Genomic DNA, 26076 nt, shown 5'->3' on the forward strand with positions numbered 1-26076 from the left:
TGGACGTTGTTGCCAGCATTCCTGAGGCGGATTATTTTAAATAAGAATAATTCTTATTCGCATATTGTAGGACAAAAACTAAATCAGCTCAACATGATTCGTCAACATTGATAGTCCGATATGCGCTCCCATGCGAAGTCGGCGGCAATGTTTCCGCGCATAAAAAACGGCGCCGGAATTTCTTCCGGCGCCGCTCTTCTTTACCGTATATCCGCCCGTCAGGACAGATATGCGGCTATTGCATCATCACGCTTCGCCGTCCGTACCGCCGAAAGTCTCGGCAGAGTGCGCTTCGGTTTCGGTCACACGCGCCACGCGCTCGGATTCCAACAGCGCTGCGCGCTCGTCGGCTTCCCATGCGTCTTTTTCCTTGCGTGCACGGTGGAACGCCAGACCGGTACCAGCCGGGATCAGACGACCAACGATGACGTTTTCCTTCAGACCGCGCAAGCCGTCCTTCTTGCCCATGATCGCCGCTTCGGTCAGGACACGTGTAGTCTCCTGGAACGATGCAGCCGAGATGAACGAGTCGGTCGACAGCGATGCCTTGGTGATACCCAGCAACACGTTTTCGTACGTTGCAGGAATCTTGGTCGCGGCATTGACGCGATCGTTTTCGTCCAGCAGTTCGGAACGCTCGACCTGTTCGCCGGTGATGTAGTTGGTATCGCCCGGATCCACAACCTGCACGCGACGCAGCATCTGACGCACGATGACTTCGATGTGCTTGTCGTTGATCTTCACGCCTTGCAAACGATACACGTCCTGAACTTCGTCGACGATGTAACGCGCCAGCGCTTCGATACCCAACAGGCGCAGGATGTCTTGCGGATCGGCAGGACCGTCGACAATCATTTCGCCCTTGTTCACCACCTGGCCGTCATGCACCAGCACTTGCTTGTCCTTGGTGATAAGGAACTCATGCTTGGCGCCGTCCATGTCGGTGATTTCCAGACGTTGCTTGCCCTTGGTTTCCTTACCGAACGCCACAGTACCTGTGACCTCAGCCAGCATGCCCGCATCCTTCGGCGAGCGTGCTTCGAACAGTTCGGCGACGCGCGGCAGACCACCGGTAATATCGCGTGTCTTTTGCGATTCGGTCGGGATACGCGCCAGCACTTCACCAACGTGGACTTGCTGACCGTCCTTGACCGTAATCAGCGCGCCGACCTGGAAGCCGATCGTCACTGCGTGTTCGGTGCCGGCGATCTTGACTTCTTCGCCTTGCTCGTTCAGCAGCTTGACCTGTGGACGCAACACCTTGGCAGCGGACGAACCGCGGCGCTTGGCATCGATAACCACCAGGGTCGACAGACCGGTCACTTCATCGATCTGCTTGGCGACGGTCGAACCTTCTTCGACGTTTTCGAACTTCACGGTACCGGTGTACTCGGTGATGATCGGACGTGTCAGCGGATCCCATGTCGCCAGCGCAGTACCGGCCTTGATGACCATGCCGTCCTTGACGATCAGGGTTGCACCGTACGGTACTTTATGACGTTCACGCTCGCGACCGAGGTCGTCGGTGATCAGCACTTCGCCCGAACGGGAAATGACGATCAGCTCGCCCTTGCCGTTGGTGACGTAACGCATGGTCGCCGTGAAGCGGATGGTGCCGTTCGACTTGGCTTCCACCGACGAGGCCACTGCTGCACGCGAAGCCGCACCACCGATGTGGAACGTACGCATGGTCAGCTGAGTACCTGGTTCGCCGATCGACTGCGCAGCGATAACGCCGACTGCTTCGCCGCTGTTGACCAGCACGCCGCGGCCCAGATCGCGACCGTAGCACTTGGCGCACAGGCCGTAGCGCGTGTCGCAAGTCAGCGGAGTGCGAACCTTGACTTCGTCGATGCCGAGGCGTTCGACTTCTTCAACGGTGTCTTCATCCATCAGGGTGCCGGCTTCGTACAGCGTAGCCTGGGTTTCCGGATTGATGATGTCGGTGGCGGCAACGCGGCCGAGGATACGGTCGCGCAGCGCTTCAATGACTTCACCGCCTTCAACCATTGCCTTCATGGATGCGCCGTTGGAGGTGCCGCAATCATCTTCGATCACGACCAGATCCTGGGTCACGTCAACCAGACGGCGTGTCAGGTAACCGGAGTTCGCGGTCTTCAGCGCGGTATCGGCCAGACCCTTACGGGCGCCGTGCGTCGAGATGAAGTACTGCAACACGTTCAGGCCTTCGCGGAAGTTCGCGGTGATCGGCGTTTCGATAATCGAACCGTCCGGTTTCGCCATCAGACCGCGCATACCTGCCAGCTGACGAATCTGCGCTGCGGAACCGCGGGCGCCCGAGTCGGCCATCATGTAAATCGCGTTGAACGACTCTTGGGTACCCTTGGTGCCGTCGCGGCGGACCACGTCTTCGACCTTCAGCTGGTCCATCATGGCCTTGCCGACGTCGTCGCCGGCCTTGCCCCAGATGTCCACAACCTTGTTGTAGCGTTCGCCGGCGGTAACCAGACCGGACGAGTATTGTTGTTCGATCTGCTTCACTTCTTGCTCTGCCGTCGCGATGATGGTCGCCTTTTGTGGCGGCACCAGCATGTCGTCCACGCAGATCGAGATACCGGCGCGTGTCGCCAGGCGGAAGCCCGATTGCATCAGCTGGTCGGCGAACACAACGGTTGCGCGCAGACCGCACTTGCGGAACGACGTGTTGATCAGCTTCGAAATTTCCTTCTTCTTCAACGCGCGGTTCAGCACGGAGAATGGCAGGCCCTTCGGCAGAATTTCCGAGAGGATGGCGCGACCGACGGTCGTTTCGTAACGCTTGACGGTGCGCACGAATTCGCCGGTGACCGGATCCTTTGGATTTTCGACGATACGCACGGTGACGCGGGTAGCCAGTTCGACTTCCTTGTTGTCGTACGCACGGATGACTTCCGAAACGTCCTGGAACAACATGCCTTCGTTCTTGGCGTTGATCGCTTCACGGGTCGCGTAGTACAGACCCAGCACGATATCCTGGGACGGCACGATCGACGGTTCGCCGTTCGATGGGAACAGGATGTTGTTCGACGCCAGCATCAGCGTACGCGCTTCCATCTGCGCTTCGATCGACAGTGGAACGTGGACCGCCATCTGGTCGCCGTCAAAGTCGGCGTTGAACGCGGCGCAGACCAGCGGATGCAGCTGGATCGCCTTGCCTTCGATCAGGACCGGCTCGAACGCCTGGATACCCAGACGGTGAAGTGTCGGCGCGCGGTTCAGCATGACCGGATGTTCGCGGATCACGTCTTCCAGGATGTCCCAGACCACAGGCTCCTGGATTTCGACCAGCTTCTTGGCTGCCTTGATGGTCGTTGCCAGACCCATCAGTTCCAGCTTGTTGAAGATGAATGGCTTGAACAGCTCGAGCGCCATCAGCTTCGGCAGACCGCACTGATGCAGCTTGAGCTGCGGGCCCACCACGATGACGGAACGGCCGGAGTAATCGACGCGCTTGCCCAGCAAGTTTTGACGGAAACGACCGCCCTTGCCCTTGATCATTTCGGCCAGCGACTTCAGCGGACGCTTGTTGGCGCCGGTCATTGCCTTGCCGCGACGGCCGTTGTCCAGCAGCGAGTCAACCGCTTCCTGCAGCATGCGCTTTTCGTTGCGCGTGATGATTTCCGGCGCGCGCAATTCCATCAGGCGCTTGAGACGATTATTGCGGTTGATGACGCGGCGATACAGATCGTTCAGATCGGAAGTCGCAAAGCGGCCGCCGTCCAGCGGGACCAGCGGACGCAGTTCCGGCGGCAGCACCGGCAGCACTTCCATGATCATCCAGTCAGGCTTGATGCCCGAACGCTGGAACGCTTCCAGCACCTTCAGGCGCTTGGCGTATTTCTTGATCTTGGCTTCGGACTTCGATTCTTTCAGTTCCACGCGCAGGGTTTCTGCATCGCGGTCGATGTCGATCGAGCGCAGCAGTTCACGGATGCCTTCGGCGCCCATGAATGCGGTGAAGTCGTCGCCGTACTCTTCGTACTTGGCGGCGTAGTCGTCTTCCGACATGATCTGGCACTTCTTCAGCGGAGTCATGCCTGGATCGGTCACGACGTAGGCTTCGAAATACAGCACGCGTTCGATATCGCGCAGGGTCATGTCGAGGACCATGCCCAGACGCGACGGCAACGATTTCAGGAACCAGATGTGCGCAGTCGGCGAAGCCAGTTCGATGTGGCCCATGCGCTCGCGGCGCACCTTGGCCAGCGTGACTTCGACGCCGCATTTTTCGCAGATGACGCCGCGATGCTTGAGGCGCTTGTACTTGCCGCAGAGGCATTCGTAGTCTTTGATCGGGCCAAAGATCTTGGCGCAGAACAGACCGTCGCGCTCAGGCTTGAAGGTACGGTAGTTGATGGTTTCCGGCTTTTTGACTTCGCCGTAGGACCACGAACGGATTTTTTCCGGGGACGCCAGACCAATTTTGATCGCGTCGAATTGTTCGTTTTGCTGAACTTGCTTGAATAGATCGAGCAGTGCTTTCATGTATCACTCCAGTTGGCGTGAGAACGCTAGGTAATGCTGTGTATATCGAGACGGCCGCACCACAATCTGCGCACACCCTGTTCGCACCTGCGGGAGAGCCGTGGCTTGCGCCGGGTTCCGCATGTACCGGGACAGACTTGGTCGTCCTTGACTGCTTACAATTGCTTGTAGCTGCTTGCTGAACTGCTTACTTTACTACGTTGCCGCCTTTGTTTCAGGCGGCAGGATCAGACGATGAAACAGGGCAAGACGGCCGCGCCGCCTTGCCCTTGGGAACATCAGTCGCGTTCGAGATCGATGTCGATACCGAGCGAACGGATTTCCTTGACCAGCACGTTGAAGGACTCCGGCATGCCGGCGTCGATCACGTGGTCGCCCTTGACCAGGTTTTCATAAACCTTGGTACGGCCGTTCACGTCATCGGACTTCACGGTCAGCATTTCCTGCAGCACATACGATGCGCCGTAGGCTTCCAGTGCCCAGACTTCCATTTCACCGAAGCGTTGACCGCCGAACTGCGCCTTACCGCCCAGAGGCTGCTGAGTAACCAGCGAGTAAGGACCGGTCGAACGCGCATGCATCTTGTCATCGACCAAGTGATGCAGCTTCAGGTAGTGCATGTAGCCGACAGTCACGGAACGCTCGAAAGCTTCGCCGGTACGGCCGTCATACATGGTGACCTGGTTCTTCGACGGCGTCATGCCCAGTTGCTTGGCGATGTGATCCGGATACGCCAGATCCAGCATGCGACGGGTTTCATCTTCGTGCGCACCGTCAAACACCGGCGTGGCGAACGGAACACCCTTCTTCAGGTTGGCTGCCAGTTCCAGGATCTCCTGATCGCTGAACTCGTCGAGCGCTTCCTTCTTGCCCGATTCGTTGTAGATCGTGGTCAGGAACTTGCGCAGTTCGGCGATCTTCACTTGTGCAGTCAGCATTTCGCCGATGCGCAGGCCCAGACCCTTGGCTGCCCAGCCCAGATGGACTTCCAACACCTGACCGACGTTCATGCGCGATGGCACGCCCAGCGGATTCAGCACGATGTCGGCTGGCGTACCGTCGGCCATGTGCGGCATGTCTTCGATCGGCAGGATGCGCGAAACCACACCCTTGTTACCGTGACGACCCGCCATCTTGTCGCCTGGTTGCAGGCGACGCTTCACGGCCAGGTAAACCTTGACCATCTTTTGCACGCCTGGCGGCAGTTCGTCGCCTTGGGTCAGCTTCTTGCGCTTTTCTTCGAACGCCAGATCGAACTGGTGACGCTTTTCGGCGATCGATTCCTTGATCGCTTCCAGTGCAGTCGCCATGTCGTCGTCAGCCGGACGGATGTCGAACCAATGGTACTTGTCCAGATCGTCCAGGTACGCCTTGTCCAGCTTGGTGCCCTTCGACAGCTTCTTAGGACCGCCGTTGGCGACCTTGCCGATCAGCATCTTTTCCAGACGCTGGAAGGCATCGCCTTCAACGATACGCAACTGGTCGTTCAGGTCCAGGCGATAGCGCTTCAGTTCATCGTCGATGATCTGTTGTGCGCGCTTGTCGCGCTGGATGCCTTCGCGGGTGAACACTTGCACGTCGATGACGGTGCCGACCATGCCCGAAGGCACGCGCAGCGAGGTGTCCTTAACATCGGATGCTTTTTCGCCGAAGATCGCGCGCAGCAGCTTTTCTTCCGGCGTCAGCTGGGTTTCGCCCTTTGGCGTTACCTTACCGACCAGCGTATCGCCGGCTTCGACTTCAGCACCGATGTAGGTGATGCCGGACTCGTCCAGACGCGCCAGCTGGTTTTCCGCCAGGTTCGAAATATCGCGGGTGATTTCTTCCGCGCCGAGCTTGGTGTCACGTGCAACAACCGACAACTCTTCGATGTGGATCGAGGTGTAGCGGTCATCGGCAACGACTTTTTCGGAGATCAGGATCGAATCTTCGAAGTTGTAGCCGTTCCATGGCATGAACGCCACCAGCATGTTCTGACCCAGAGCCAGTTCGCCCAGGTCGGTCGATGCGCCGTCGGCGATCACGTCATGCTTGGCGACACGGTCGCCGACCTTGACGATAGGACGCTGGTTGATGTTGGTGTTCTGGTTCGAACGCGTGTACTTGATCAGGTTGTAGATGTCGACGCCGACTTCACCAGCCTGCGCTTCTTCATCGTTCACACGAATCACCACGCGGCCTGCATCGACGTAGTCGACGATACCGCCACGCAACGCTTGCACGGTGGTACCGGAGTCAACTGCAACGGTACGCTCGATGCCGGTGCCGACCAGCGGCTTTTCCGGACGCAGGCAAGGCACGGCCTGACGTTGCATGTTGGCGCCCATCAATGCGCGGTTCGCGTCATCGTGTTCGAGGAACGGAATCAGCGACGCCGCCACGGACACGACCTGGCCTGGGGCCACGTCCATGTACTGGACGCGCTCCGGCGAGACCAGAATGGTTTCGCCGGCTTCACGCGCCGAGACCAGTTCATCCGACAGCTTCAGCGAAGCGTCGATGGTCGCATTCGCCTGAGCGATGATGTAGCGGCCTTCTTCGATTGCCGACAGATAGTCGATCTGGTTGGTGACCTTGCTGCCCTCGACCTTGCGGTATGGGGTTTCCAGGAAACCGTATTCGTTCAGGCGGGCATACAGCGCCAGCGAGTTGATCAGACCGATGTTCGGGCCTTCAGGCGTTTCGATCGGGCACACGCGGCCGTAGTGGGTCGGGTGCACGTCGCGGACTTCAAAGCCGGCGCGTTCGCGCGTCAGACCACCAGGTCCCAGAGCGGAAACACGGCGTTTGTGCGTGATTTCCGACAGCGGGTTGGTTTGGTCCATAAACTGCGACAACTGCGAGGATCCGAAGAATTCACGGATCGCTGCCGAGATCGGCTTGGAGTTGATCAGGTCGTGCGGCATCAGGTTATCCGCTTCGGCCTGGCCGAGACGTTCCTTGACGGCGCGCTCAACGCGGACCAGACCGGCGCGGAATTGATTTTCCGCCAGTTCGCCGACGCAACGGACGCGACGGTTGCCCAAGTGATCGATGTCATCGACTTCACCGCGACCATTGCGCAGTTCCACCAGAATCTTGATCACGGCCAGGATGTCTTCGTTCGACAACGTCATGGCGCCGGTCAGTTCATCGCGGCCGATACGGCGGTTGAACTTCATGCGGCCGACAGCCGACAGGTCGTAACGGTCTTCGCTGTAGAACAGGCCGTTGAACAGGGCTTCCACCGAGTCTTCGGTCGGCGGTTCGCCAGGACGCATCATGCGATAGATTGCCACGCGCGCAGCGGTCTGATCCGCCGTGTCGTCGGTACGCAATGTTTGCGAAATATAGCCGCCCTGGTCCAGGTCGTTGGTGTACAAGGTCTGGACTGCGTCAATGTCGGCTTCGCGCAGGCGGGCCAGCAGTTCTTCGGTCAGCTCGTCGTTGGCCGACGCGATGACTTCACCGGTGTCGCCGTCAACGATGTTCTTCGCCAGGACGCGACCCAGCAGGTAGTCTTCCGGCACGGAAATCTGCTTGATGCCGGCAGCTTCGATGTCGCGCACATGCTTGGCGTTGATACGCTTGTCTTTCGCGACCAGCGGCTTGCCGGACTTGTCGAGAATGTCGAAGCGCGCAACTTCGCCGCGCAGACGCTCGGCGACGAATTCCATCTCGGCGCCTTCAGCGTGCAACGTGAAGTTGTCGAACACGAAGAAGTTCGCCAGGATCTGCTCGGACGTCATGCCGATGGCCTTGAGCAGGATCGTTACCGGCATCTTGCGACGACGGTCGACGCGGAAGAACAGGATGTCCTTCGGATCGAATTCGAAGTCCAGCCACGAACCGCGGTAAGGAATGATGCGGGCGGAGAACAGCAGCTTGCCGGACGAGTGGGTCTTGCCGCGGTCATGTTCGAAGAACACGCCAGGCGAACGGTGCAGCTGCGACACGATGACGCGCTCGGTACCGTTGATGACGAACGAACCGGTGGTCGTCATGAGCGGCAATTCGCCCATGTAGACTTCCTGTTCCTTCATTTCCTTGATGACCGGCTTGGTCGGCGATTCCTTGTCCAGGATCACCAGACGCACCTTGGCACGCAGCGGCGACGCAAAGGTCAGGCCACGTTGTTGGCATTCCTTGACGTCGAACGGCGGCGCGCCCAACACATAGGACAGAAACTCGAGACGCGCAAAACCATTGTGCGAAACGATAGGAAAAATCGATGTAAAGGCCGATTGCAGACCTTCGTTCTTGCGTTGGGACGTTGTTTTGTCCGTCTGCAAGAATGTCTGGTATGACTCGATCTGAGTCGCTAGCAGGAACGGAACGTTGTGGACGTTAGCGCGTTTCGCAAAGGATTTACGAATACGCTTCTTCTCAGTAAATGAGTAGTGCATGGACACTCCGTGAGTGACAGGAAGGATAGAGAGTTCAGGACTCGCCCGGATTGCTTGTTGCCTTGTTGCTGCAATCCGTTAACAGCGAAACCTCAAGTCTCAGCCCTTCAGTCTTGGTTGGCGCCTTCTCTTGCTTCACCGGCAAAGCGGGCAAGAAACTGCTGACCATTAACGAACTTGAATTCGACGCAAATTCGAATCGGACTCAAATTCACATACAAAATTACGAAACGACAAAGGAGCCAAAGCCGAATCCTTCTTTCAAAGGATTCTGCACTTTGACTCCGGTGGAACGATGCGCCGGCGAACCGGCGATATTCCAGCTCAAGTAAAAATTACTTGATTTCAGCTTTCGCGCCAGCTTCTTCCAGCTTCTTCTTGGCTGCTTCAGCATCAGCCTTAGGAATTGCTTCCTTGACTGGCTTCGGTGCGCCATCAACCAGATCTTTAGCTTCTTTCAAGCCCAGACCGGTGATTTCGCGAACTGCCTTAATGACGCCAACCTTGTTCGCGCCGATTTCGGCCAGAACAACGGTGAACTCAGTTTGCTCTTCAGCAGCAGCGGCGCCAGCGCCACCACCAGCAGGACCAGCGACAGCCATAGCTGCTGCGGAAACGCCGAACTTTTCTTCGAATGCCTTCACCAGGTCATTCAATTCCAATACTGTCAGGTTGCCTACGGCTTCCAGGATATCGTCTTTGCTAATTGCCATTTGAAACTCCTAATTTTTTCGATAAAACATCTAGTCGGTACTGACGCTAAAAAAGCGAAAGACACAGGGCCTTGCCAAAATCGTGACCGCCTGAGCGGTCAAACGACTTAAGCTTCGGCTTCGGCAGCCGGAGCTGCTTCTGCAGCTGGCGCTGCCACTGTGCCGGATTCGGCTTCTTTTTTGGCTGCCAGAGCAGCCAGACCACGCGTAAATCCAGCAACCGGAACTTGCATCATGCCCAACAACTGGGCCAGCAATACTTCGCGGCTTGGGATATTTGCCAATGCGACAACCGCTGCTTTATCCAGCGATTTACCTGCATAGTTACCTGCCTTGACAACCAGCTTGTCGTTGGTCTTAGCAAAGTCGGAGATGACTTTGGCTGCAGCAACGGCATCTTCCGAGATCGAATAGATCAGCGGGCCGGTCATTTCAGAAGCGAGGTCAGCAAACGCGGAACCTTCAACGGCACGACGCGCGAGTGTGTTTTTCAACACGCGCAGGTACACGCCTTGGTCACGCGCTTTGGCGCGCAGTTGCGTCAAGTGACCAACCTGGATGCCACGGTATTCGGCCACGACGATAGTCTGCGCAGTTGCTACTTTTGCGGCGACTTCGGCGACAACGGCCTTTTTGTCATTCAGATTGAGACTCAAGATCAACCTCCAAAAATGATGCTTGGCGACGACACAGGCGAAAAACCTGCTTGCCTTGCATCGGTTCGAACACGGCGTCCGACGTTAGGAGTTCATTGCAGCGTTTCAAGATGCACGAAGCGCTGTGTGAGACTGCAAAACTTGTTCGGGGTCACCATCTGCGCTGGGTAATCGGAAACGTGAGCTTCCGACGTTTTAACTTTATGCCTGCCTGCTGCATGCCGCCCAACGGTCTTTGATTGCCTGAAGCACTTCACAATTGCAAAATGCTCCAGCCCAAAGATGCGCCTCGCCTCCTTGAGGAAACGAGGACTTGATTCTTTACTTAAGCCGACAGAGTCGATTGATCCACGCGGACGCCAGCGCCCATGGTGGACGACAGCGACACCTTGCGCAGGTAAACACCCTTGCTGGTAGCCGGCTTGGCCTTGTTCAGTGCATCGATCAGTGCAACCAGATTCGACTTCAGATCTGCATCGCTGAACGACTTGCGACCGATGGTGGCGTGAATGATGCCGCCCTTGTCGGTACGGTATTGCACTTGACCAGCCTTGGCGTTCTTGACGGCGGTAGCCACGTCAGGAGTCACGGTGCCGACCTTCGGGTTAGGCATCAGGCCGCGTGGACCCAGGATCTGGCCCAGAGTACCGACGATACGCATGGTGTCCGGCGAAGCGATCACGATGTCGAAAGGCATGTTGCCGGCCTTGACCATTTCGGCCAGGTCTTCCATACCGACCACGTCTGCGCCGGCTGCTTTAGCTTGCTCAGCCTTTTCGCCCGAAGCGAACACGGCGACGCGAACGGTCTTGCCTGTACCAGCCGGCAGAACCACGGAACCGCGAACCACTTGGTCCGACTTCTTCGCATCAACGCCCAGTTGGACGGACACGTCGATCGATTCGTTGAACTTCGCTGTTGCGAATTCCTTGACCAGCGCCAGCGCGTTATCGAAAGGATAAGCCTTGGTGCTATCGATCTTGCCTTCTTGCGCCTTAGCGCGTTTTGTCAACTTAGCCATTACAGACCCTCCACCGTGATGCCCATGGAACGTGCCGAACCAGCGATGGTACGCACAGCCGCTTCCAGATCAGCAGCGGTAAGATCCGGCTTCTTCTGGGTAGCGATTTCTTCCGCTTGTTTACGAGTGATCTTGCCAACCTTGTCTGTATGCGGCTTGGCAGAACCCTTTTGGATACCGGCAGCCTTCTTGATCAGGATGGTTGCTGGAGGAGTCTTCATCACGAAGGTGAAGGACTTGTCCGCAAATGCAGTGATCACGACCGGAATCGGCAGACCTGGCTCAAGGCCTTGAGTCTGGGCATTGAATGCCTTACAGAATTCCATGATGTTCAGACCGCGCTGACCCAGCGCCGGGCCGATCGGTGGGGATGGATTTGCTTTACCAGCTGGCACTTGCAGCTTGATAAAACCGATGATTTTCTTTGCCATGATGGCTCCTACGTTGATTGAGTGTTAGCGCCTGTTCATTTGCCTTGCGGCGTTTTACTGAGGCTCCTCTGCTGCTGCAGGATTCGGGAAACTTGCATTTCGCCGCGCTCCTGCGGGGCGCTTGATAGAGTATTGCCTAGACTTTTTCGACCTGGCCGAACTCGAGCTCGACCGGTGTTGCACGACCGAAAATGGTCACGGAGACGCGCACGCGGGATTTTTCGTAATTCACTTCTTCCACGTTGCCGTTGAAATCGGTAAAAGGACCATCCTTGATGCGAACCAGCTCGCCCACTTCGTACAAGACCTTCGGACGCGGCTTTTCGATGCCGTCCTGCATCTGCTGCATGATCTTGTCGACTTCATGCGGCGGAATCGGCGTCGGGCGGTTGGACTTGCCGCCGATGAAACCGGTCACCTTGCTGGTGTTTTTCACCAGATGCCAGGTTTCATCCGTCATTTCCATCTCAACCAGGACGTAGCCCGGGAAGAAACGACGCTCGGTTACCGACTTGTGACCGTTTTTCATGTCTACGACTTCTTCAGTCGGCACCAGGATCTGGCCGAACTGTTCTTCCATGCCGGCGCGGACGATGCGCTCGGTCAGTGCACGCTGCACACTCTTTTCCATGCCGGAATAGGCATGCACAACGTACCAGCGCTTTTTACTTGCGCTTGAAACGCTTTGCGCACCAATCGGTGCGCTGTCTTGTGTGCTATCGCTCATGTTTTATTTCCAGCCCAAAATTACGTCGTACAACAGGAATTCGAGCAATTTGTCCGTACCCCAGAGGAAGATCGCCATGATCAGCACGAAGGCGAATACGATCGCCGTGATCTGCGTCGCTTCCTTGCGGGTAGGCCAGACAACTTTTTTGGTTTCACGTACCGATTCTTTGGCAAAGCCGACGAAACCGCGACCTTGCGAAGATGTCCAGGCGAAACCTACCGCCACCAGCAAGCCGGCCACCAGGGCCAGTGCGCGCACCGGAGTCGATTGACCCGACAACACAAAAAAACCGACCACACCCGCGATGACCGCTACGATTGCCAGGGCAACCTTGAGCTTGTCGCTTGATGTATTGACGGTTTGTACAGGCTGGTTAGACATTTATTTACTTTCAGTACCCTACTCACCTGAATCGGTGGCAGGGGCGGAGGGCATCGAACCCCCAACCTCCGGTTTTGGAGACCGGCGCTCTGCCAATTGAGCTACACCCCTACGATCAAAACACTGATCTGAACGGCTTGGCCAGCCAACTTACGCTTGCCGCTCAGACATCAACGCCGCGAGGCGGGAATTTCCCGAATCGCGGCGATTGCTACTCTTCTTATTACGCGTCAGGCAGGATCTTGGCAACCACGCCGGCGCCGACGGTACGACCGCCTTCGCGGATCGCGAAGCGCAGACCTTCTTCCATCGCGATCGGGTTGATCAGCATCACGGTGATCGACACGTTGTCGCCTGGCATGACCATTTCCTTGTCCTTCGGCAACTCGATCGAGCCAGTCACGTCCGTGGTACGGAAGTAGAACTGTGGACGATAGTTGTTGAAGAACGGAGTATGACGGCCGCCTTCGTCTTTCGACAACACATAGATCTCGCCGGTGAAGTGCTTGTGCGGCTTGATCGAACCTGGCTTGGCCAACACCTGGCCGCGCTCCACGTCTTCACGCTTGGTGCCGCGCAGCAGCACGCCAACGTTGTCGCCCGCCTGACCTTGGTCCAGCAGCTTGCGGAACATTTCGACGCCGGTGCAAACCGTGTCTTGCGTGTCGCGGATACCGACGATTTGCAGGGCTTCGCCAACCTTGACGATGCCGCGCTCGACGCGACCGGTCACAACCGTACCGCGGCCGGAGATCGAGAACACGTCTTCCACTGGCAGCAGGAAGGCGCCGTCAACAGCACGTTCCGGTGTCGGGATGTAGGTGTCCAGCGCTTCTGCCAGTGCCATGATCGCTTGCTCGCCCAATGGGCCAGTGTCGCCTTCGAGGGCCAGCTTCGCCGAACCCTTGATGATTGGCAGGTCGTCGCCTGGGAATTCGTACTTGGTCAACAGCTCGCGCACTTCCATTTCGACCAGCTCCAGCAGCTCTTCATCATCGACCATGTCGGCCTTGTTCAGGAACACGATGATGTAAGGAACGCCAACTTGACGCGACAGCAGGATGTGTTCGCGGGTTTGCGGCATCGGGCCGTCTGCTGCCGAGCAAACCAGGATCGCGCCGTCCATCTGCGCGGCGCCGGTGATCATGTTCTTCACATAATCGGCGTGGCCTGGGCAGTCAACGTGGGCGTAGTGACGGTTTGCGGTTTCGTATTCGACGTGCGCGGTGTTGATCGTGATGCCGCGTGCCTTTTCTTCCGGCGCTGCGTCAATTTGATCGTAGGCCTTCGCTTCGCCGCCGAATTTCTTCGACAACACGGTCGCGATTGCGGCTGTCAGTGTGGTCTTGCCGTGGTCAACGTGACCAATCGTGCCAACGTTCACGTGCGGCTTGGTCCGCTCGAATTTGCCTTTTGCCATCTTAGACTCCTAACGATTATGAGAATGTTCAGGCAACGCGCCCGATCGACTTGCTGACTTGCTGCAGCGCTTACTATGAAACACCTGCTATAGAACTGGTGCCCTTGACGTGGATTGAACACGTGGCCTCTCCCTTACCAAGGGAGTGCTCTACCACTGAGCTACAAGGGCATACCTGCCGATCGCACCAACTACCAAACAATGCAACCGGACAAAAACTTTGGAGCGGGTGAAGGGAATCGAACCCTCGTCATAAGCTTGGAAGGCTTCAGCTCTACCATTGAGCTACACCCGCGAGGAACTGCCATCGAACACTTATCACTTCACAGCCGCAACAACTTCAAGACTGTTCCCAAAATGGTGGAGAGGGCTGGATTCGAACCAGCGTACTCGTAAGAGGGCAGATTTACAGTCTGCTGCCATTAACCACTCGGCCACCTCTCCGCGCAGGGAACTCAAAACTATAGGCGAACACTTTTCCCTTGTCAACTAAAATACGAGAGCGGACGCATTATTTTTAGCTTCCGGCTATTCCCGGATCCCGACTGTTGTCTTGGGACGATGCTCGACATGATTCCACGGAGCAATTTTCAGCAGCATGACCATCCCGGGAAGCGCCAGGATGAAGCACAGGATGAAGAAGTTGAACCAGCCCATATAGGCGACGATGTACCCCACCGATGAATTGACGAAGGTGCGCGGCACCGCCGCCAGGCTGGTGAACAGGGCAAATTGCGTGGCCGTATAGCGCGGATCGGTTTCGCGCATGATGTAGGCGACGAAGGCCGCGGTGCCAAGGCCGACGCCGAAGGCTTCAATGCCGATCACCACCGCCAGCGCTACCGTGCTGGCGCCGACCTGGGCCAGCCAGGCGAAACCGAGGATCGCCACCGCCTGGACCACGCCGAATACCCACAGCGCCTTGTTGATGCCGAGCCGGATCATCCAGACCCCGCCGATGATGCCGCCCACCACGCTGGCCCACAGGCTGGTGGTTTTCGACACCACGCCGATCTGCGTCATGGAAAAGCCGAGATCGATGTAAAACTTGGTCGCCAGCGCGGTCGCCATGCTGTCGCCGAGCTTGTAGAGGAAGATGAAGGCCAGCACCCACAGCGCCTTGCTCCAGCCGCCGCGCGTGACGAATTCGCGGAACGGCAGCACCACGGCTTCGCGCAGATTCTTGGGCGGCACGCCGTAGACCACGGGCTCTTTGACCGCCAGCGTGCACAGCAAACCCGGCAGCATGAAGCCGGCCGTGATCCAGAACACGGACTGCCACGGCATCAGATCGGCCAGCACCAGCGACAAGGCGCCGGGCACCATGCCCGACAACTTGTACGCGTTGACGTGGATGGCGCTGCCCAGGCCGAGCTCTTCTTCCGGCAGGATTTCACGGCGGTAGGCGTCGACGACGATGTCCTGGCTGGCCGACAGGAAGGCCACCACCGACGCCATGAACGCGATCGTGCCGATCTGGGTCTGCGGATCCAGCATCCCCATGCCGCCGATGCCGAAGAACAGGCCGATCTGGGTAAACAACATCCAGCCGCGCCGGCGCCCCATGCGGCCGAAATGGAAACGGTCCATCAGCGGCGACCACAGGAATTTCCAGGTGTAGGGAAACATCACCAGCGCAAACAAGCCGAGCGCCTTGACGTTGAGCCCGGACTTGGCCAGCCAGGCCTGCAACAGGCTCAGCAGGATGAACAGCGGCAACCCCGAGGTGAAGCCCAGAAACACGCAAATCAGCATGCGACGGTTGAGATAGCTGTGCCATGAAATGCGGTTATCGGTCATAGAAAAGGATCGGGGATCATCAGTACATGCGTCTGTGCATGCGAGAAGAACTCCGCCCGCGGGAAAGCTCGGGCGAAGACGTCTGCGGAGTATAAGGAATTTGCCGGCGCCGGTACGATTTTTCCTGCTGCTGCGGCAATGAAGATGGCGCCTTACTTCTTCTTGAGGCGGAATACCGCCAGGCTGCCGCGCCAGTTCGGCAGGAAGGTCACCGGCTTGCCGTCGTGCAGCGCCACGCATTCCAGCACGTTGAGCCCCACCTCGTTGGCCAGCGCTTCGAAGTCCTTGATCGTGGCGCAACGCAGGTTGGGCGTGTCGTACCACTCGTAGGGCAGCGATTTCGACACCGGCATGCGACCGCGCAGCAACGCGACCCGGTGCGACCAGTAGGCGAAGTTGGGGAAGGATACGGTGGCTTCGCGGCCGACCCGGGCGATTTCGCGCAGGATGCCTTCGACGTCCTTGACCATCTGCAGCGCCGACAGGCACAGGACGTTGTCGAAGGCGTTGTCTTCGAACATGGCCAGGCCGCCTTCCAGATCCTGCTGGATTACCGACACGTTGCGCGCCACGCATTCCGGAATGCGGGCGTCGTCGATTTCAATGCCGTAGCCGCTGCAGGCCTTGTCGGTCTGCAGGTAATCGAGCATCACGCCGTCGCCGCAGCCGACGTCAAGCACCTGCGAGCCGGCCGGAATCCAGTGCGCGATGAAGGCCAGGTCGGGGCGCAGTACGCTCAGTTCAGGGAAATTCATGCGCTCTCCTCCATGGCGATTTCCGCCCAGACGCGTTGATAGTATTCGCGCAGCAAGGTCATGTAGCGCGCATCGTCCAGCAGGAAGGCATCATGCCCGTGCGGCGCGTCGATTTCGGCATAGCTGACGCGGCGCTTGTTGCTGACCAGCGCCTGCACGATTTCTCGCGTGCGCTCCGGCGAGAAGCGCCAGTCGGTGGTGAACGAAGCCAGCAGGAATTGCGCCTTGGTGCCGGCCAGCGCCTTGCGCAGATCGCCGCCGAAGTCGCGCGCCGGATCGAAATAGTCGAGCGCCTTGGTGATCAGCAGATAGGTGTTGGCATCGAAGTAGGTCGAGAATTTGTCGCCCTGGTAACGCAGGTAGGATTCGATCTCGAAATCCACGCCGTAGCCGAACTGGTATTCGCCCGAGCGCAGGTCGCGGCCGAATTTTTCCGCCATGTCGTCGTCCGACAGGTAAGTGATGTGGCCGACCATGCGCGCCACGCGCAAGCCGTTTTTCGGCACCACGCCGTGCGCATAGAAATCGCCGCCGTGGTAATCCGGATCGGTCAGGATCGCCTGGCGCGCGACGTCGTTGAAGGCGATGTTCTGCGCCGACAGTTTCGGGGTCGACGCGATCACCACACAGTGGCGCAAGCGATCCGGATACATGATGCTCCACGCCAGCGCCTGCATGCCGCCCAGTGAGCCGCCCATGACCGCCGCAAACTGGGCGATGCCGAGCTGGTCCGCCAGGCGCGCCTGCGCGTTGACCCAGTCCTCCACCGTCACCACCGGGAAGCTCGCACCGTACGGCTTGCCGGTGGCCGGATTGGTATGCATCGGGCCGGTCGAGCCGAAACAGGAGCCGAGGTTGTTGACGCCGATGACGAAGAACTTGTCGGTGTCGAGCGACTTACCGGGTCCGACCATGTTGTCCCACCAGCCGACGTTGTCGGGCTCGTCCTTGTAGATGCCGGCCACGTGGTGTGAGGCGTTCAGCGCGTGGCACACCAGCACGGCGTTGGACTTGTCGGCATTGAGCGTGCCGTAGGTCTCATACATCAGCACGTAGTCGGCCAGCGCCGTGCCGTTCTTGAGCGGCAGCGGCTCGGGGAAATGCATGATTTGCGGCGATACGATTCCGATCGACATGGGCTCTCTTCGTTATCTTGCGGTTATGTCCGTCTACCGATTCAGGGGCCCGAAAACAAAAAAGCCCGGAGCTTGCGCTCACGGGCTAAATTCTGGGCTTGTCTGATATTGCACCAAGCTCGCTTTAGCCGTATTTAGATGGAACCCGGGGTTCCGGCGCCCGCAAGCTGAGGTTTGGAGAAACCATTCAAATCGGCGCAGTGGTGTAAGGATAACCAAGTCGGGGCATGCCGTCAAACCACGGTGACGCACGCCTGTCGTGCAATCAGCGGCGCCGTGCGGCGGCCTTGATTTCCGGTTCGCTGTTGATGGCGCGCAATTGCGCCATGGCGGCCTCGATGGCGGACGGCTCGGATGCCTTCAACACCTTCTTGACCTGCGGCTCCAGCAGGGTCAGGTCGCTGTTGAGGATTTCCTGCTTGACGGACAACAGTTGCGAAGGATGCATGGAAAACTCCAGCAAGCCCATGCCCAGCAACAGCCGCGTCCACTTCACGTCGCCCGCCATTTCGCCGCACACCGCCACCGGAATGCCGGCCTTGCGCGCCATGGAAATCACACTCGACAACAGGAACAGCACGGCCGGATGCAGCGGATCGTACAGATGGGCCACCTCGTGGTCGACGCGGTCGATCGCCAGCGTGTACTGGATCAGATCGTTGGTGCCGATCGACAAGAAGTCGAGCCGCTTGATGAACATCGGCAAGGCCAGCGCCGCCGCCGGAATTTCGATCATGGCGCCGATCTCGATGTCTTCGTCGAACTTTTGCTTGCGCTGGCGCAATTGCCCTTTGGCCTGCTCGATCAGCGCCAGCGTCTGGTCGATTTCGAACGCGTGCGCCATCATCGGGATCAGCAGCTTGATCGGACCGAAGGCCGAGGCGCGCAAAATCGCGCGCAGCTGCGTCAGGAACATCTGCGGCTCGCTCAGGCAATAGCGGATCGCGCGCAAACCCAGGGCCGGGTTCAACGCGGTCTGTTCGTCTTCGTCGAGCGGCTTGTCGGCGCCGACGTCGAGCGTGCGGATGGTGACCGGACGGCCCTTCATGGACACCACGGTCTGGCAATAGGAATCGAACTGTTCGTCTTCGGACGGGAATTTTTCCAGATGGCCGGCGCGGCCCATGAACAGGAATTCGGAACGGAACAGGCCGACGCCGTTGGCCCCCGCCTCCAGCGCGGGAGCACTGTCGCTGGGCAACTCGATGTTGGCCAGCAGCGTGATCTCGGTGCCGTCCTGGGTGATCGCCGGGGTCTTCTTGAGACGGCCGAGCTTCTTGCGATCGCGCAGCATGCGCTCCTGGCGCGCGCGGTATTGCGCCAGCACCAGCGGCGACGGATTGACGATGGCCACGCCGGCGTCGCCGTCGATGATCAGCACGTCTTCCTGCTTGACCAGCACCGAAGCGTTGTTCATCCCGACTGCAGCCGGGATGTCGAGGCTGCGCGCGACGATGGCGGTGTGCGAATTCTGGCCGCCGAGGTCGGTGACGAAACCGGCGAAGGCGCCGTCACGGAACTGCAGCATGTCGGCCGGCGAAATATCATGCGCGACGACGATGATGCTGGCGGCGGCGCCCTCCCCTGCGACCGGCGGCAAACTGATGGCGCTCCCGGTCAATACTTTGAGCACGCGGTCGCCGACCTGCTGGATATCGGCCTTGCGCTCGCGCAAATAGGGATCTTCGATCTCGTCGAACTGCGCCGACAGGCCGTCAATTTGCGTCACCAGCGCCCATTCGGCGTTGTAATAGCGATGCCGGATGATGTTGAGCGGCACTTCGGCCAGCATCGGGTCCGACAGGATCAGCGCATGCACATCGATGAAAGCGCCCAGTTCCGGCGGCGCCTCTTTCGGCAAATCGTCGCGGATGATTTGCAGTTCCTGATGGACGGCGGCGATTGCGTTCTTGAGGCGCAGGACTTCGGCTTCGACCTGCTCTTCGGGAATCAGATAATGTTTGACGTCCAGCGCGGCCGGCGCGAGCAGATGCGCGCGACCGATGGCGATCCCTTTGGAAACCGGGATGCCGTGTAAGGTGAAAGATGCCATCGCGTTTGTCTCAGTAGCGCGCCGCATATTTTGACACACGCGGACATTTAATTTGAGCCAGTAATTATGCCGATCAATTAGTGGCTTCAGACGTTATTTGGGGGTGCTTCGAAGCACCCCCAAATGGTTTTTAAAGAACGTTCAGACGTTGGCCTGAGTGTAGCAGCATCGAATCAGAAATTGGAGATGATCAACTCTCGGCTGGTGACATCGGTGTTGTGACCGCCCACGGTGTACTTGAGATCGACCGTGTCAATGGACAAGCCTGCGAATGCCCGGCGCATCTCCGGGATATCGTTCACGCTGATCAGCACCTTCCCCTTGGCACTTCCGGCCACCTCGGCCAGCCTGTCGTACTGTTCCAGCCCAAACTCTACCCCGTAGCCCTCTGTTCCCCAGTACGGAGGGTCGCAGTAGAAGAACGTATGAGGCCGGTCGTATCGCTCTATGCAGGCTTCCCACGGCATATGCTCGATGGTGGTGTTCAGCAGCCGGGAGTGCGCCATACGGAGGTCTCGTTCGATCTGGCGGGGTTGCAGGCGGGTCGGTGTGGTGGTGCTGACGCCGAAGTTCTTGGCTTCCACCCGACCGCCGAAGCAGCTTCTTTGCAGGTAATAGAACCGGGCGGCGCGCTGGATGTCGGTCAGGCGCTCGTCGAACATGCGCTTGTAGCCGTCAAATTCCTGCCGCGAGGCCAAGACCCATTCAAACTCCTTTATCAGCGCGTCGGGATGGTGCCGGGCCACTCTATATAGATTGATCAAGTCGCCGTTGATGTCGTTGATGACCTCGGCGGTGGCCGGTTCCTTCATGAAGAACAGCGCCGCCGCACCACAGAATGGCTCGACATAGCACTGATGTGCCGGGAACAGCGGCAGGAGGCGCTTAGCCAGACGGCGCTTGCCTCCTACCCATGGGATGATTGGTTTGCTCATGTACCCCTTCCGTGTTGGACGCTCGCTGGCGTTCGGGTATGGGACTCATGGCCCTCAATTCATTCAATGTCTTACAGCGGGGGCATTTGATGCTGATGACCTTGTATTCCCCCTTGCCCAGCAGCTTATTACAGCCGCCACAGCGGATTTCCTGCATTTCCTGCATGTTGACCTCTCCGTGCTAAGATTCGGCCCGCCTGTCGACAGGTGGCGGAGCCTTGGCGAGGCATGCAGTTACGGCTGCGTGCTAAGTGGCCGGTCGGATGTTCCCGCATCCTTCCGGTCGCTCTGTCTTTATTTAGACCGCGATACTGAGAAAACAAACGGCACGCGCCAGACTGGCCCCCACGGTTTGGTCGGCCATTCCTGCGTAGTGCGGTTGTAGTCATTCCAAGCCTTCCAGCCGAACTTCCATTGAATTCCCACGAAGTTCTTGATGTGCACGCTGAAATAGCCGTTGGCGACGGCCAGAAACAGATCGTCGTCAGCCCGGATGACCCGCCAGTTCGCGGGGACAAACTCGATTCCCAAGACCCAATAGCTGAAGCCATACGCCCGATTGCGATACAGCCAGTCCACGCGGTTCCAGTACGTGGACTCGCCAATGATTGAACCGTCACGGACGCCTTGATCAAGGTCGGCGTCAAATGTGTCAAACCACGCCAACCAGCCCGGCAGCTTATAACCCTGCTTGGTGACGCCTCGGTCGCTATAGGGAACGTTTCCGGCGAAGACTGGTGCCCACCAGTTCACAAACACCGTGGCGACAATGTGCGCAACGGCGAAGTCCAGCAACGCAAACAGCGGATAGAACAAGATATTGATATAAAGCATGGCTCCCCCTTAATTCGCCGGGGCCGAGGTGTCGTCAATTGGAGATGTCGGCCATTCGATGTCGACCGGAAAGCCGGACTGCTTTTCAATTCGACTCAGTGCGATGCGGTACAGCTTCCATGCTTTGAGTAATGCGATCTCTTCGTCAGTCGCCATGTCCAGTTCAACAGCATCGCTCAGCGTTGCAATAGGGCCGCTTGCTTGCGCCATATAGCCATTGCGCCGGGCAAGAGCTTGCAGAGTCAGCTTCTCCGCGTCGACCACCCAGTCGCTGCCGCTCCATTTCACAGCGCCGACCGGCTCTTTATCGGTCAGGCTGCGTTCGGAAGGCTCGACACCGAGTTCATCGAACTGAACAGGCACTGCATCTGTGGTTTGCCAGTAAAGGCCACGGCGGTCGATGACCTCGACCCACTCGCCCAACTGATAGTCAGAGGGAACGCCGCCATCTGCCTCCCGAAACACGACTGCATGTCCAGCGCTGGCCGGGAATGGTGCGTTCGGCGTCGAGTAGGCTGGGCATGGATACACGCCCGGTTCACGCGGACGCTCTTCTGCGATGGTCATGTTGGTGAATTCGCCGGTCAGCCGGTGATAGTTATAGTTTTCCATGGATGCCCCTTAAATGACCATGATTGCAAGATAGTTACGGAATCGTCCGCGTGTTTCCGGACCGATTTGCGGCGTCCCGTTCGCACCGTCCGTCGTTGGATCGGCAACACCGCTTGTAATGTTGCCGACCGTACCGTTGACGTACAGAAAGTCGCCGATGGTGCCGCCAGTTGCATACGGGAAGTTGGGGTTGGTCGTGGTTTGGTGGCGGTGCCCCTGAGATGTATGCCCCCGCTCAGCGCCGATCTGGCCACCGGTGGTGATGATCTTTACGGATGCGCCGGTCACTGTGGCAGCCGCTGACGCTTGCACGCTCGTCGCAGACAAGATCGCCTTGACGGTTGTACCCGCAGGCAGGTTGGCGTGGGCAAGCGCCATGCCGACAAACATCCCGCGAGTGGTTGCGAATGCGGTGATAGAGTCAGATCCCGCTGTGGTGGTGGCGGTTAATGTCGTTTGCTCGTATGCCCGCGCACCGCTGTCAAGGCCGCGTTCAAACAGACCACGATCATCAGGTAATCCGAACGTGAGAACGCTGCCGCCGTTGCCATAGCCATGTAGAAAGAATCGTATTGTCGTTCCGGCCAGCGCGCCGGTGGCATTGGCGCTCAAGGTCACTTGAACGGCGCTGTCGATGCTTTTAATCGTTGTCCCGGCTGGCAAGTTGGCATGTTCTGCGGGCATGCCAACCCACATATCGGATGTCCGTGCCAGCCCGGTGATGATCGCGCCTGCGGCATTCGCGGTGATGTTGCAGGCGCGCAGCGGAGCCAGCACCGAAAACAAGGCCGGATAGACCGTGCGCGTCATGGACGAGCCATCGCGCACCACAGCCCATGTCGGGCAATCAAGCGTGGGCCAGTGCAGCGGCGTGCCGGAGGGTAGCGCGCTTGGCGACGGCAGAGGATCAAGCAACACAAAATTCGTGCCGTCGAACATCACGTCCGAGATGAGGTCGGTCACCATCAGCGCGTTGATCTTCGCGCCGGTTGAGTCGTACTGCTTGAGCGCCACCGAGGGCAAGTCTCCTGCGCCTACTTTCAGGGTAGGATTAGCTAGCGAGTTGGAGTGAAAGCGAACCCGGAAGAACAGACCCGCACTGTATGCGTCAGGCGTAACATCGGGCGTGATGACGTAAGCAGCACCGGTTCCTGACGTCACCAGTAGCTGCTTCTGCGGATAAAGACGCTCCAAAGCGTTCAAGAACACACGGTAACTGGTGGCGTCGTCCGGGTTGAATGTCTTGCCCGGCAATCCCGACCGCTTGATGACTTCCATCATGCTCCAAATAAGCATGTTGGCGTCTTTGGCCGAAAAGGTCGTAGGAATGGCCGCTGTGTCGGTATGCATGCGCTGTGCGGTGGCAGCGTGCACGACATTGTCTAAGCTCTCTGTGTAGTTCATGGCTTCCTCTAGAAATAGATGACGTTGATATCGAAGCGCGCAGGAACAATGCGCTTCAGCAGACATTCGACTTCAGCCGTGTTTTTGGTGCAGTTCACCAGCTTCTGCCCGACACGATTTGAGCCAACCCGAAACGGTTGGCAGATGTAAAGAATGCGGACATGGAGGGTTCCGGTCAGTGCGCCCAGCTTGTCGCCGACACGGTTCCTGCCGACCCGGAAAGGCACGTTGTACCAAGCCTCCACCTCGAAGCCATAGCGCTTCAGATAGCCCTTGATTGCTCCGATGCTGTCCGCCGAGCTATCGTCGTATGGCAGGTCAATGTCGCCCTGAAAGCGGGCCAGCATGTTCGTGCGGCGCACTTCGACGGTCTGATCGTCGCCAAAGCAAGCGTCCGGCAAATTCAAGGCGTCTTCCCACTCTTCCAAGCGCGAGCATGTGCTGTGTGGAATCCACTGCCGGATCATCCGGTCAACGAACTCGTCATGCTCCCGCAGCAGGTCGCCGAACGCCTTCAGCCAGCGCATGACCACTGACAGGGGATGGCGCGGGAAAGCCCAGCCGGGAGGCAGCAGATAGCTCAATGCCTGCCAAAATTTATCCATTGGTCATCGCCTGAAATTCGACGTTGCGCAACACCAGCACCTCGTAAGCCGTTGAGAAAAGAAAGCCTCCCGGCACCGGCTCCGGCTCAAACATCTGGTGCGTGTACTCGCCCGGCGCGATGGAAACCGCTTCAGTCAGGTGAGACAGCGGAATTCGACCGCCCGGCAATGCTTCACGGTAGAACAGGTCTTGAAGCTCCAATTTGATGTTGGCCCGGTTGGTGCCGGTATCCGGTGATATGCCCAGCATCACGTCGACGTACTTTGCAGCCGGGATAATCACGAAGAGTTCGTCTGGTGGCCCTCGGTCGTTGTCGCGAATGTAGTTGTAGACCGCGTCCCGCTGAGCGGCTGTGGGCAAGCCGTTAGGGTTCCCGTCCGCCATGATGATGACGCCTGCTGTAGTCGGGCCGCTTGGATTGCGCACGCCCCACGCCCGCGTGATTCCAGGCACCTTAAGCGCCCAGCGCTCGTAGTCACTTGGCGCGCTTCCACGCGGAGGATTGCCAAGGCGTTGCTTCAGACGATAGATGGCCTGCGCCTCGGTTTCTTCGTCGACGCCGCCGTTTATCCCTGCGGCACCGACGATAAAGTCGCCGTCGATATCGACCTCGGTCGCGACCAGCGTCAGCTTTTCCCCGGCTGGAATATTGCCCGCAGTACCAGCAGTCGTGCAAAGCAGTGTCGGCGTCACCGTGTTGTCGGCAGCGACCACTGTGTCAGCTTGCACAACATAGGTCAGCCCGTTTTCACGCTGCATCACGGCCCCGGCGCTCAGAATCGCGTTCACAACGCCAGTTCCCGCGATGGGGCCGGTCGCTGGCTCCGATTCCTTCATCGGAATGCCGTATGCGATCATCCACTCGCGCAGGTACTGGCCGCTGGACTTGGTTGGGATGGCCTGTTTCGACACGAAGTCGCGGACATAGCGATATGCACCATGGATGCCGACGCCTTGCACGAATGCCTGCGCCTTTTGATTCGACCGGGCGATGGCAATGTCCGTGGCTGATAGCTGTACGCCATCCGACTGTGCTTCCACAAGCGCCTGCTGCAAGAGAGTCGCCGCGCTGGCGGTAAGATCGTCGATGGAGGGGATGGCTGGCAGTGTGTCGATCATAGCGATTTCCGCAAAGTGGTTCCCCAAAGGGCGTCGTAGTCGGGGCGCTCGTTCGTCGCCGAACGCCAAATTTGTGGACGCAGCGCGAGCCTGTCAGCTGCGACACCCGTCCACTGGGTGTCAACCACGATCTTTTCGGCCAATTGCGTGTTCACCATCCACTGCAATGCCTCCCACGCGGCGAATCGGGCGCGCTCTTCGATGTCCACCGTCGACTTGGACACATAGCATTGCCATAGCTCAGACCCCCATTGCTCGCCGGGGCTGACAAATTCGTCGCCGCACCAGCCACGTCGGTCGGTCTGATTGCGCGGCAGCTTCACATCACGGCCAGCGCGTTTATCTGAGAACAGGGAAATGATGACGGCGGTGTGCAGGGTGTCGTCCAGCGCCAGTGCGTACTCGGCCAGCAACACCGCGCGTGGCGCTGCGACCATGCATGGGTTGCTGAAATCCCGTACGGAGAATTCGTTCTGCGCCGAGGTCGGCACAAGCTGCCAGTCAAACGGCAGCGAGAGAGGATTACTTGCGGGGGTGGCGGTGAGGATGTCGATCATGGTGTGACCATGATCGCTTTAATGCAGATTTAAATATTGGTGA

Annotated in this window: 21 protein-coding genes and 4 tRNA genes; all 25 read right to left on the reverse strand. The window is 58.5% G+C overall.

The window, feature by feature from the left end; translation table 11 throughout:
* Positions 1–246: 246 nt before the first annotated feature.
* The 25 genes from rpoC to DXT88_RS22415 all read right to left on the reverse strand — a co-directional run bounded on the left by rpoC (position 247) and on the right by DXT88_RS22415 (position 26033).
* Positions 247–4485 (reverse strand): DNA-directed RNA polymerase subunit beta', encoded by a 4239-nt coding sequence (rpoC, locus tag DXT88_RS22295; RefSeq protein WP_016836046.1) that lies wholly within the window; start codon positions 4483–4485, stop codon positions 247–249.
* Positions 4486–4763: 278 nt separating this feature from the next.
* On the reverse strand, positions 4764–8870 hold the full coding sequence (gene rpoB, locus DXT88_RS22300; protein WP_265216069.1) for a DNA-directed RNA polymerase subunit beta: 4107 nt from the start codon (positions 8868–8870) through the stop codon (positions 4764–4766).
* 335 nt (positions 8871–9205) lie between these two features.
* Entirely contained in the window at positions 9206–9583 is a 378-nt protein-coding gene (rplL, locus tag DXT88_RS22305; protein WP_016836048.1) for a 50S ribosomal protein L7/L12, read from the reverse strand.
* Positions 9584–9690: 107 nt separating this feature from the next.
* Entirely contained in the window at positions 9691–10239 is a 549-nt protein-coding gene (gene rplJ / locus DXT88_RS22310; RefSeq protein WP_016836049.1) for a 50S ribosomal protein L10, read from the reverse strand.
* A gap of 325 nt (positions 10240–10564) precedes the next feature.
* Positions 10565–11260 (reverse strand): 50S ribosomal protein L1, encoded by a 696-nt coding sequence (rplA, locus tag DXT88_RS22315; protein WP_016836050.1) that lies wholly within the window; start codon positions 11258–11260, stop codon positions 10565–10567.
* Positions 11260–11691, reverse strand: a complete 432-nt coding sequence (gene rplK, locus DXT88_RS22320) for a 50S ribosomal protein L11 (protein WP_016836051.1) — start codon at positions 11689–11691, stop codon at positions 11260–11262. Before rplK ends, rplA begins: the two co-directional genes overlap by 1 nt.
* Positions 11692–11827: 136 nt before the next feature.
* Positions 11828–12418 carry a transcription termination/antitermination protein NusG gene (gene nusG, locus DXT88_RS22325; RefSeq protein WP_029363887.1) on the reverse strand — a complete coding sequence of 197 codons (591 nt, stop codon included), beginning with the start codon at positions 12416–12418 and terminating at the stop codon, positions 11828–11830.
* 3 nt (positions 12419–12421) lie between these two features.
* The gene (gene secE, locus DXT88_RS22330) at positions 12422–12802 is read right to left on the reverse strand and encodes a preprotein translocase subunit SecE (protein ID WP_016836053.1); all 381 of its coding nucleotides are present in this window, start codon (positions 12800–12802) and stop codon (positions 12422–12424) included.
* Between the two features lie 35 nt (positions 12803–12837).
* Positions 12838–12913, reverse strand: a tRNA-Trp gene (locus DXT88_RS22335).
* A 112-nt stretch (positions 12914–13025) separates the two neighbouring features.
* A complete protein-coding gene (gene tuf, locus DXT88_RS22340; protein WP_016836040.1) occupies positions 13026–14222 on the reverse strand; it encodes an elongation factor Tu in 1197 nt (398 codons plus the stop codon).
* 96 nt (positions 14223–14318) lie between these two features.
* Positions 14319–14393: transfer RNA gene (locus DXT88_RS22345), tRNA-Thr, on the reverse strand.
* A 50-nt stretch (positions 14394–14443) separates the two neighbouring features.
* Positions 14444–14517: transfer RNA gene (locus DXT88_RS22350), tRNA-Gly, on the reverse strand.
* A gap of 63 nt (positions 14518–14580) precedes the next feature.
* Positions 14581–14666, reverse strand: a tRNA-Tyr gene (locus DXT88_RS22355).
* Positions 14667–14750: 84 nt separating this feature from the next.
* Positions 14751–16022 carry an AmpG family muropeptide MFS transporter gene (locus DXT88_RS22360; RefSeq protein WP_016836054.1) on the reverse strand — a complete coding sequence of 424 codons (1272 nt, stop codon included), beginning with the start codon at positions 16020–16022 and terminating at the stop codon, positions 14751–14753.
* Between the two features lie 152 nt (positions 16023–16174).
* Positions 16175–16777 (reverse strand): methionine biosynthesis protein MetW, encoded by a 603-nt coding sequence (gene metW / locus DXT88_RS22365; protein WP_265216073.1) that lies wholly within the window; start codon positions 16775–16777, stop codon positions 16175–16177.
* Positions 16774–17913 carry a homoserine O-succinyltransferase MetX gene (gene metX, locus DXT88_RS22370; protein ID WP_265216075.1) on the reverse strand — a complete coding sequence of 380 codons (1140 nt, stop codon included), beginning with the start codon at positions 17911–17913 and terminating at the stop codon, positions 16774–16776. Before metX ends, metW begins: the two co-directional genes overlap by 4 nt.
* A gap of 265 nt (positions 17914–18178) precedes the next feature.
* The gene (gene ptsP / locus DXT88_RS22375; protein WP_016836056.1) at positions 18179–19966 is read right to left on the reverse strand and encodes a phosphoenolpyruvate--protein phosphotransferase; all 1788 of its coding nucleotides are present in this window, start codon (positions 19964–19966) and stop codon (positions 18179–18181) included.
* Positions 19967–20139: 173 nt separating this feature from the next.
* Positions 20140–20901 (reverse strand): DNA adenine methylase, encoded by a 762-nt coding sequence (locus DXT88_RS22380; protein WP_265216077.1) that lies wholly within the window; start codon positions 20899–20901, stop codon positions 20140–20142.
* On the reverse strand, positions 20852–21067 hold the full coding sequence (locus tag DXT88_RS22385) for a Com family DNA-binding transcriptional regulator (RefSeq protein ID WP_321161130.1): 216 nt from the start codon (positions 21065–21067) through the stop codon (positions 20852–20854). Before DXT88_RS22385 ends, DXT88_RS22380 begins: the two co-directional genes overlap by 50 nt.
* 128 nt (positions 21068–21195) lie before the next feature.
* Positions 21196–21735 carry a DUF7338 family protein gene (locus DXT88_RS22390; RefSeq protein WP_265216078.1) on the reverse strand — a complete coding sequence of 180 codons (540 nt, stop codon included), beginning with the start codon at positions 21733–21735 and terminating at the stop codon, positions 21196–21198.
* Between the two features lie 9 nt (positions 21736–21744).
* On the reverse strand, positions 21745–22347 hold the full coding sequence (locus DXT88_RS22395; RefSeq protein WP_265216079.1) for a tail fiber assembly protein: 603 nt from the start codon (positions 22345–22347) through the stop codon (positions 21745–21747).
* 9 nt (positions 22348–22356) lie between these two features.
* A complete protein-coding gene (locus DXT88_RS22400) occupies positions 22357–23751 on the reverse strand; it encodes a hypothetical protein (protein ID WP_265216080.1) in 1395 nt (464 codons plus the stop codon).
* Between the two features lie 8 nt (positions 23752–23759).
* The gene (locus tag DXT88_RS22405; protein WP_265216081.1) at positions 23760–24356 is read right to left on the reverse strand and encodes a YmfQ family protein; all 597 of its coding nucleotides are present in this window, start codon (positions 24354–24356) and stop codon (positions 23760–23762) included.
* Positions 24349–25476 (reverse strand): baseplate J/gp47 family protein, encoded by a 1128-nt coding sequence (locus DXT88_RS22410; protein ID WP_265216082.1) that lies wholly within the window; start codon positions 25474–25476, stop codon positions 24349–24351. Before DXT88_RS22410 ends, DXT88_RS22405 begins: the two co-directional genes overlap by 8 nt.
* Positions 25473–26033: a phage GP46 family protein gene (locus DXT88_RS22415; protein ID WP_265216083.1), complete on the reverse strand. Its 561-nt coding sequence runs from the start codon at positions 26031–26033 to the stop codon at positions 25473–25475. The genes DXT88_RS22410 and DXT88_RS22415 overlap by 4 nt, the downstream gene beginning before the upstream one ends.
* Positions 26034–26076 lie beyond the last annotated feature (43 nt).

It is taken from the genome of Herbaspirillum lusitanum, from assembly GCF_026127345.1.
GTDB classification, from domain to species: Bacteria; Pseudomonadota; Gammaproteobacteria; order Burkholderiales; family Burkholderiaceae_D; genus Herbaspirillum; species Herbaspirillum lusitanum.

Coding starts and splice junctions, on each gene's coding strand:
- rpoC (WP_016836046.1), bottom strand. CDS start 4,485: ATGAAAGCACTGCTCGATCTATTCAAGCAAGTTCAGCAAAACGAACAA.
- rpoB (WP_265216069.1), bottom strand. CDS start 8,870: ATGCACTACTCATTTACTGAGAAGAAGCGTATTCGTAAATCCTTTGCG.
- rplL (WP_016836048.1), bottom strand. CDS start 9,583: ATGGCAATTAGCAAAGACGATATCCTGGAAGCCGTAGGCAACCTGACA.
- rplA (WP_016836050.1), bottom strand. CDS start 11,260: ATGGCTAAGTTGACAAAACGCGCTAAGGCGCAAGAAGGCAAGATCGAT.
- rplK (WP_016836051.1), bottom strand. CDS start 11,691: ATGGCAAAGAAAATCATCGGTTTTATCAAGCTGCAAGTGCCAGCTGGT.
- nusG (WP_029363887.1), bottom strand. CDS start 12,418: ATGAGCGATAGCACACAAGACAGCGCACCGATTGGTGCGCAAAGCGTT.
- secE (WP_016836053.1), bottom strand. CDS start 12,802: ATGTCTAACCAGCCTGTACAAACCGTCAATACATCAAGCGACAAGCTC.
- tuf (WP_016836040.1), bottom strand. CDS start 14,222: ATGGCAAAAGGCAAATTCGAGCGGACCAAGCCGCACGTGAACGTTGGC.
- DXT88_RS22360 (WP_016836054.1), bottom strand. CDS start 16,022: ATGACCGATAACCGCATTTCATGGCACAGCTATCTCAACCGTCGCATG.
- metW (WP_265216073.1), bottom strand. CDS start 16,777: ATGAATTTCCCTGAACTGAGCGTACTGCGCCCCGACCTGGCCTTCATC.
- metX (WP_265216075.1), bottom strand. CDS start 17,913: ATGTCGATCGGAATCGTATCGCCGCAAATCATGCATTTCCCCGAGCCG.
- ptsP (WP_016836056.1), bottom strand. CDS start 19,966: ATGGCATCTTTCACCTTACACGGCATCCCGGTTTCCAAAGGGATCGCC.
- DXT88_RS22380 (WP_265216077.1), bottom strand. CDS start 20,901: ATGAGCAAACCAATCATCCCATGGGTAGGAGGCAAGCGCCGTCTGGCT.
- DXT88_RS22385 (WP_321161130.1), bottom strand. CDS start 21,067: ATGCAGGAAATGCAGGAAATCCGCTGTGGCGGCTGTAATAAGCTGCTG.
- DXT88_RS22390 (WP_265216078.1), bottom strand. CDS start 21,735: ATGCTTTATATCAATATCTTGTTCTATCCGCTGTTTGCGTTGCTGGAC.
- DXT88_RS22395 (WP_265216079.1), bottom strand. CDS start 22,347: ATGGAAAACTATAACTATCACCGGCTGACCGGCGAATTCACCAACATG.
- DXT88_RS22400 (WP_265216080.1), bottom strand. CDS start 23,751: ATGAACTACACAGAGAGCTTAGACAATGTCGTGCACGCTGCCACCGCA.
- DXT88_RS22405 (WP_265216081.1), bottom strand. CDS start 24,356: ATGGATAAATTTTGGCAGGCATTGAGCTATCTGCTGCCTCCCGGCTGG.
- DXT88_RS22410 (WP_265216082.1), bottom strand. CDS start 25,476: ATGATCGACACACTGCCAGCCATCCCCTCCATCGACGATCTTACCGCC.
- DXT88_RS22415 (WP_265216083.1), bottom strand. CDS start 26,033: ATGATCGACATCCTCACCGCCACCCCCGCAAGTAATCCTCTCTCGCTG.